Raw genomic sequence first — 6,986 nt, 5'->3', positions numbered from 1 at the left:
GGGGGGGGGGGGGGCGTGCGCCGCGGGGGGGGGGGGGGGCGGCGCGGGCCCCGGCGGCCCCGCGGGGGGGGGGGGGGGGGCGGGGGCCGGCGCCTCGCCGGCGAAGGCCGCGTCGAGCGCTGCGATCAGCGCGGCATCGTCCCCCGCCGGCTCCGCGCCCTTCTCCTCGAGCCCCGCGACGATCAGCTTGATGCGGTCCAGCGCCTGCAGGATCAGCGTGATGCCGTCCGGCGTGACCTTCAGCGAGCCGTCGCGATAGCGACCCAGCACGTTCTCCGCCGCATGCGCCACCGATTCCAGGCGCGGCAGGCCGAGGAAGCCGCAGGTGCCCTTGATCGTGTGGATGACGCGGAAGATCTCGGAGAGCGTCGGCCCGTCCTGCGGCGCCTTCTCGAGCCGCACCAGCGCCACGTCGAGGGCGGCGAGGCCCTCATGGGTCTCGGCAAGGAAATCCGCGATCAGGTCGTCCATGGGCATCCCGGCGGTTGCGGCACGCCGCATCCTGCAGGGGAGGTGGCGAAGAAGCGGTAAACGGCGGTCCCGCGGCGAGGCGCCGAGCGCTCAGTGGCCCCCGCCGAGATAGGCGTCGCGGATCTCCGGCCGCGCCAGCAATTCCGCGCCCGTACCCTCCATCGTGATCCGGCCGGTCACCAGCACATAGCCCCGATGCGCCAGCCGCAGCGCCTGGTTGGCGTTCTGCTCCACCAGCAGCACGGTCAGCCCTTCCTGCTCGTTCAGCGCGCGGATGGCGGAAAAGATCTGCCGCACGATCAGCGGCGCGAGGCCGAGGGAGGGCTCGTCCAGCAGCAGCAGCCGCGGCTTCGACATCAACGCGCGCCCGATCGCCAGCATCTGCTGCTCGCCGCCCGAGAGCGTGCCGCCGCGCTGCGCCTCCCGCTCCTTCAGGCGCGGGAACAGCGCGAAGACCTTCTCCAGCTCCGGCCCGGGATCGTGGCCCTGCGCCTGCGCACCCATCAGCAGGTTCTCGAGCACGCTCATGCGCGGGAAGACGCGCCGTCCCTCCGGCGACTGCGCGACGCCCATGCGCATGATCTCATGCGTCGGGCGCTGCGTGATCTCCGTCCCGTCCAGCACCACGCGGCCGGATCGCGCGCGGGGATCGCCGCAGATGCTCATCAGCAGCGTGGACTTGCCCGCGCCATTGGCGCCGATCAGCGTGACGATCTCGCCGCGGTCCACATGCAGCGAAACGCCCTTCAGCGCCTGCACCGCGCCATAGGCGGCAACGAGGTCGGACACCGCCAGCATGGGGGCGGTCATGCGTCCTCCTCCTCGCCCAGATAGGCGGCGATCACGTGGCGATCGTTGCGCACCGCCTCGGGCGTGCCGTCGGCGATCTTCTTGCCGTGGTCCAGCACGATCACGTGGTCCGAGATGCCCATCACGATGCCCATGTCGTGCTCGATCAGCAGCACGGAGGTCGCCGCCGCGCCTTCCGCGGCGCGGCCGTCGCGGATCGCGCGCAGCAGTGCCGCGAGTTCCTCGGATTCGCGCGGATTAAGCCCCGCGGCCGGCTCGTCGAGGCAGAGCAATGCGGGGCCGGTGCACATCGCGCGCGCGATCTCCAGCCGTCGCTGCGCGCCATAGGGCAGCGCGCCGGCGGGATCGTCGGCGCGCTCGATCAGGCCGGTGGCGACGAGCCAGGCGGCGGCGCGCGCCACCGCCGCCTTCTCGGCCCGCCGATAGCCGCCGAGCCCGAGCAGCGCACCGACGCCGAAGCCCGTCGCCGCATTCAGCACGACATGCTGCGCGACCAGCAGGTTCTCGAGCGCGGTCATGCCGGGGAACAGGCGGATGTTCTGGAAAGTGCGTGCGACGCCGGCGCGCGCGATGCGGTGGTCCTTCAGCCGGTGCAACTCGGCCACCGCGCCCCCGCCGCGATGCAGCCGCAGCGCGCCATCGGTCGGGCGGTAGAAGCCGGTGATGCAGTTGAACACCGTGGTCTTGCCCGCGCCGTTCGGCCCGATCAGCGCGGTGATGTCGCCGCGCCTGGCGGTGAAGGAGACACTGTCCACCGCCAGCAATCCGCCGAAGCGCATCGTCAGCGCGTCCACCTCCAGGATGGGATCGGACATGGCGCCCCCGGGCATGGCGAGCCGTGCGCTCATCCCCGCCCCTCGCTGACATGCGCGGCGGAGATCGCGCGCCGGTCGCCGAGCGCGATGGAGGGCGTGCGCGTGCCCACCAGCCCGCGCGGGCGCAGCACCATGATCACCACCATCGCCGCGCCGAACACCAGCATCCGCCATTCCTCGAGGTCGCGGAACAGCTCGAAGCCGCCGATCATCACCAACGCCGCGACGGCGACGCCGACCTGGCTGCCCATGCCGCCGAGCACGACGATGGCCAGGATGATCGCGCTTTCGATGAAGGTGAAGGATTCCGGGCTGATGAAGCCCTGGCGCGTGGCGAAGAAGGCGCCGGCGAAGCCGCCGAACATCGCGCCCAGCGCGAAGGCGGTCAGCTTCGTCGCGGTGATGTTGATGCCGAGCGCGCGGCAGGCGATCTCGTCCTCGCGCAGCGCTTCCCAGGCGCGGCCGATCGGCTGGCGTCGGATGCGGATCGTGACCCAGTTGGTCAGCAGCGCCAGCACCAGGATCAGGTAGTAGAGGAAGATCACGCGGTGGATCGGGTCCGGCTCGATCCCGAAGAAGCCGGCGAAGGTGTCGGGCTCGCCGGACATGCTGAAGGGCAGTCCGAAGAAGGTCGGGCGCGGGATGCCCGTCATGCCGTTCGGCCCGTTGGTCAGCTCGGTCCAGTTCAGCAGCACGATGCGGATGATCTCGCCGAAGGCGAGGGTCACGATGGCAAGGTAGTCGCCGCGCAGGCGCAGCACCGGGAAGCCGAGCAGGATGCCCCAGAAGGCCGCGAGGATGCCGGCCAGCGGCAGGCAGAGCCAGAAGGAGAAGCCGAAATTCTGCGCCAGCAGCGCGTAGGAATAGGCGCCGACCGCATAGAAGGCGACGTAGCCGAGGTCGAGCAGCCCGGCCAGGCCGACCACGATGTTCAGCCCCCAGCCCAGCATCACATAGGTCAGCACCAGGATGCCGAGATCGAGCTCGTAGCGCCCGATGCCGGGGATGAAGGGCAGCACCAGCGCCGCGGCCAGCAGCGCCGGCGCGAAGATCTTTCCGAGTCGCGCCGTCAGCGCCGCGCGCCCCGGCGATGCCGCCACCGGCTGCGGGCGGAGGCCCCAGAGCGAGACCACCAGCCGCCCCACGAAGACCAGCGCGCAAAGCAGCGCCACATCGGCCCAGCGCTGGCGCAGGAACAGCGCGCCGCTCGGTGCGACATCGGTGCGCAGGCCGACCATCACCACGAACACGCCGAAGGCGACGAGCGTGGCGAGCGCCGCGTCGCGCACCGCGCCGAGCAGGCGCGGGGTCATTCTTCGCGTCCCTCATGCGCCGGGCGGCGGCCATCCGGCCGCCTTGGCTGCGCGCCATTCGGCGCGGTGCGCATTCGCGCGCTCGGCCCTGCGGGCCGCAGGTCGCAGCCCATTGCGTTCGGGCTCATACCTTCTCGACCTCCTGCCGGCCGAGCAGCCCGGTCGGCAGGAAGATCAGCGTCAGCGCCAGGATCGAGAAGGCCGCGACGTCCTTGTACTGCACGCTGAAATAGGCCGACCAGAAGGTCTCGATCAGCCCGATCAGCAGCCCGCCCAGCACCGCGCCAGGCAAGGACCCGATGCCGCCCAGCACCGCGGCAGTGAAGGCTTTCACCCCGGCCAGGAAGCCGATGTAGAAGTCGATCACGCCATAGCGGAGCAGGTAGAGCGTGCCCGCGACGGCCGCGAGCGAGGCGCCGATCACGAAGGTCAGGCTGATCGTGCGGTCGGTGTCGATGCCGAGCAGGCTGGCCATCCTGCGGTCCTGCTCGCAGGCGCGCATGGCGCGGCCCAAGGGCGTCTTCGTCACCAGCCAGGTGAAGATCGCCAGCACCGCCAGCGTCGTCACGATGATCAGGATCTGCATGTTGGAGAGCTGCACGACGAAGTTGCCCTCGCGCATGATCTCGAAGCCGCCGGTCACCTGCGGCTCCATCGGCTTCACCCGCGCGCCCTGGCTGATCTGCACGTAGTTCTGCAGCACGATGGACATGCCGATCGCGCTGATCAGCGGCGCCAGGCGGAAGCTGCCGCGCAGCGGGCGATAGGCCACGCGCTCCACCGTCCAGCCGTAGAGCGCGGTGAAGGCCATGGAGATCGCCAGCACCAGCAGCAGGGCGGCCGGGCCTTCCATGAAGCCGCCGGACACCAGCATGACGAGCGAGATCAGCGCGATGAAGGCGCCGATCATGAAGATGTCGCCATGGGCGAAGTTGATCATGCCGATGATGCCGTAGACCATCGTGTAGCCCACGGCGATCAGCCCGTAGATCATGCCGAGGCTGATGCCGTTGATCAGCTGCTGCAGGGCATAGGCCAAGGTCGCGACTCTCCCCGTTTGCAGCCAGTGAGAGACGTTCCGGCAAGGCCGGTCAATGGGGAAGTGCCGCTGCGCCGCCGCGCCGCCCGCGCTGTTCCCGCCGGAACACGCGCCGCGCGGCGCCGTCGGCTAGCTCCCTCCGCCAATCAGAAGGACCAGCAGGATGCCGCACGAACCCGACCGGCCGGCCACCGCGCCCGCCCCGCAGCGCCCGATCCCCGGCATCGCCGATCGCGCCCGACAGGAAGCCGAGCGTCGCACCGTCGGCCATCGCGAGCCCGACCATGCCGCGGCACGCGGCGCAGCGGACCACTCGGATTGAACCTACATGAATGAAAGAAAAATGGTGCCCAGGGGCGGAATCGAACCACCGACACTGCGATTTTCAGTCGCATGCTCTACCAACTGAGCTACCTGGGCCCATCGCTGACGGACGCTGCGCGCGCCCGCCCGGCAGAGGCCGCGGGTGATAGCGGAAGCCCTCAGGGCTGTCCACCCGTCCCCGTCTCGTCATCCGGCTCCTCCTCGACGGCCGGGATCGCGTAGGTGCCGGTCAGCCAGCGGCCGAGATCCACGCGCTGGCAGCGTTCCGAGCAGAAGCGCTGGCCGGGCTCCGCCAAGGGCTTGCCGCAGACCGGGCATTTGCGCGGCTTGCGCGGGGGCGTGGTCATCGCAGTTCCTCCCGGCCCGGCGGAAGGCCGGGCTCGGCCACCAGCCTGAGGCCCGGCAGCGCGGCCAGCGCCTCCGGCATGGCCTGCAACGCCGCCACCACCGCGGGCGACGCATGCAGCGCCGGCACGCGCCCGGGCACCGCCGCCACCTCCCGCGCGGCGCGGCGCAGCGCGGCGCGGCCGCAGGTGAGCGGCGAGGTCGGCCAGCCCAGCACCTCATGCAGCGGCGGATGCACGCGCTGGCGCTGGATCTCGAACAGGCCGAGCCTGGTCAGGCCGAGCAGCTTCGGCCGCAGCGGATCGGCCGCCAGCGCGGCGGCCAGCGGCTCCGACAGCGCCTCGCGCCGCTTCACCGTGAGCCCCGCCACGGCGAGCAGGATCGCGCCGGCCCGCTCGCGCAGCCGGATCTGCCGCGCCGCCTCGGCCACGGCGGCCCGGTTGAGGCGCATCACCGCCTCGGCGTCGCCCGCCACCTGGCCGCCGGCATCCACGTCCAGCGCGGTCAGCGCGGGCGTCGGATGCACCGTCAGCCGCCCGCCGCCGGGCAGCGGCACCTCCGGGCCGGCGAGCAGGTCGAACTCGGCTTCGCGCGCGTCGTCGCAGGCGCCGGCCCGGGCGCGGCCCACCCGCGCGCCGCGCCGCGGCCGCAGGCGCGCGAGCTCCGCCGCGTCATCGGTCACCACCGCGGCCTCGCGCGCCAGGCGTGCGAAGCGCAGCACGGCGTCGGGGCCGCGGCGGACGCGCGCCCCACCCAGCCCCGCCGCCCCCCCGCTGTCCACGGCCGAAAGCCGCGCTGTCCGGCGCGGGCCCTTGCCGCCCTGCGGCGCGCGCGTGGCGCGCACGGGCAGGATCGCGCCCTCCGTCACCGCCTTGCGGTCGGGCGCCTCGCTTTCCGGCAGGAAGCCGGTGGCGCCATCCGCCATGGCCAGGAAGGTGCCGCTCATCGCGCGGGAGATCGCGGTCACGCGCGCCCGATGCAGGTCGCCGACGCCATCCGGCCGCGCGGGCCGCTCGACCGCGGCGAGGTCGAGCACATGGTCGCGCAGCAGCGCCACGCGCCGCTCGCCGGGCGAGCAGGAGACCCGGATTACGGTCTCAGCCACCCCGCGCCCCGCAGCAATTGCGCCGTCTCGAACAGCGGCAGGCCGACCACGTTGGAATGACTGCCGGAGAGGAAGCGCGTCCAGGCCTCGGCCCGCTTCTGGATCTGGTAGCCGCCGGCCACGCCCTGCCACTCGTCGCTGTCGAGGTGCTGCGCGATCTGCGCCTCGGTCAGGCGTTGGAAGGCGAGGATGGTCGTGACCAGGCGCTCCGATCGCTTGCCGTCCGGGCGGATCAGGCAGACGCCCGTCATCACGCGGTGCCGCCGGCCCGAGAGCAGGTCCAGGAAGCGCCGCGCCTCCGTCGCATCGGCCGGCTTGCCGAGGATGCGCCGCCCGACGCCCACCACCGTGTCGGCCGCCAGCACCAGCGCATCGGGCGCGGCGGCATGCGCCGCCTCCGCCTTCTCGCGCGCGAGGCGCGCGGCGAGCAGGCGCGGCAATTCCGCCTTGCGCGGCGTCTCGTCGATATCCACGGGCAGCACGCGATCCGGCACGACGCCGATGCGCGCCAGCAATTCGCGCCGACGCGGACTGGCCGAGGCGAGGACGAGCGGCGGGCGCTCAGGCTTGGAATGGACTGGCACGTTGCTCGATCCTGGGCGGCCCGCGGAGCGGGCCGCGGGCGCGCGGGGGGCCCCCGCCCCCCCCCCCCCCCGGGCGGGGGGGGGCGGGGGCGGCGCTGCTGGCGGCCTTCGGCGCGCTGGCCGGGGGCGACCTGCCGCCGCCGATCCATGCCGCCGCGCATCGCTGGCGCTACGCGCTGG

8 protein-coding genes and 1 tRNA gene are annotated in these 6,986 nt (G+C 72.6%); all 9 read right to left on the bottom strand.

All coding sequences use genetic code 11. The annotated features are described in order from the left end of the window. Window positions 1-471 (bottom strand): Hpt domain-containing protein (locus tag AC1MIR_RS19520; protein WP_480029854.1); only part of this gene is annotated, 471 nt, incomplete at its 3' end. Between the two features lie 90 nt (window positions 472-561). Beyond that, complete coding sequence (locus AC1MIR_RS19515; RefSeq protein ID WP_480029853.1) at window positions 562-1,281, bottom strand: ABC transporter ATP-binding protein; 720 nt, start codon at window positions 1,279-1,281, stop codon at window positions 562-564. Beyond that, window positions 1,278-2,129, bottom strand: coding sequence for an ABC transporter ATP-binding protein (locus AC1MIR_RS19510; protein WP_480029852.1), 852 nt, complete (start codon window positions 2,127-2,129; stop codon window positions 1,278-1,280). The genes AC1MIR_RS19515 and AC1MIR_RS19510 overlap by 4 nt, the downstream gene beginning before the upstream one ends. Beyond that, the gene (gene livM / locus AC1MIR_RS19505; RefSeq protein WP_480029851.1) at window positions 2,126-3,409 is read right to left on the bottom strand and encodes a high-affinity branched-chain amino acid ABC transporter permease LivM; all 1,284 of its coding nucleotides are present in this window, start codon (window positions 3,407-3,409) and stop codon (window positions 2,126-2,128) included. The genes AC1MIR_RS19510 and livM overlap by 4 nt, the downstream gene beginning before the upstream one ends. 124 nt (window positions 3,410-3,533) lie before the next feature. Continuing rightward, the gene (locus AC1MIR_RS19500; RefSeq protein ID WP_480029850.1) at window positions 3,534-4,448 is read right to left on the bottom strand and encodes a branched-chain amino acid ABC transporter permease; all 915 of its coding nucleotides are present in this window, start codon (window positions 4,446-4,448) and stop codon (window positions 3,534-3,536) included. 344 nt (window positions 4,449-4,792) lie between these two features. Then, a tRNA-Phe gene (locus AC1MIR_RS19495) sits at window positions 4,793-4,868 on the bottom strand. Between the two features lie 62 nt (window positions 4,869-4,930). After that, window positions 4,931-5,119 (bottom strand): DNA gyrase inhibitor YacG, encoded by a 189-nt coding sequence (gene yacG / locus AC1MIR_RS19490; RefSeq protein WP_480029849.1) that lies wholly within the window; start codon window positions 5,117-5,119, stop codon window positions 4,931-4,933. Then, on the bottom strand, window positions 5,116-6,222 hold the full coding sequence (locus AC1MIR_RS19485) for a ribonuclease E/G (protein WP_480029848.1): 1,107 nt from the start codon (window positions 6,220-6,222) through the stop codon (window positions 5,116-5,118). The genes yacG and AC1MIR_RS19485 overlap by 4 nt, the downstream gene beginning before the upstream one ends. Continuing rightward, window positions 6,207-6,806 carry a Maf family protein gene (locus AC1MIR_RS19480; RefSeq protein WP_480029847.1) on the bottom strand — a complete coding sequence of 200 codons (600 nt, stop codon included), beginning with the start codon at window positions 6,804-6,806 and terminating at the stop codon, window positions 6,207-6,209. The genes AC1MIR_RS19485 and AC1MIR_RS19480 overlap by 16 nt, the downstream gene beginning before the upstream one ends. Window positions 6,807-6,986 lie beyond the last annotated feature (180 nt).

Source organism: Falsiroseomonas sp. RANM36 (genome assembly GCF_056682175.1).
This window is presented reverse-complemented; position numbering and strand designations above follow the sequence as displayed.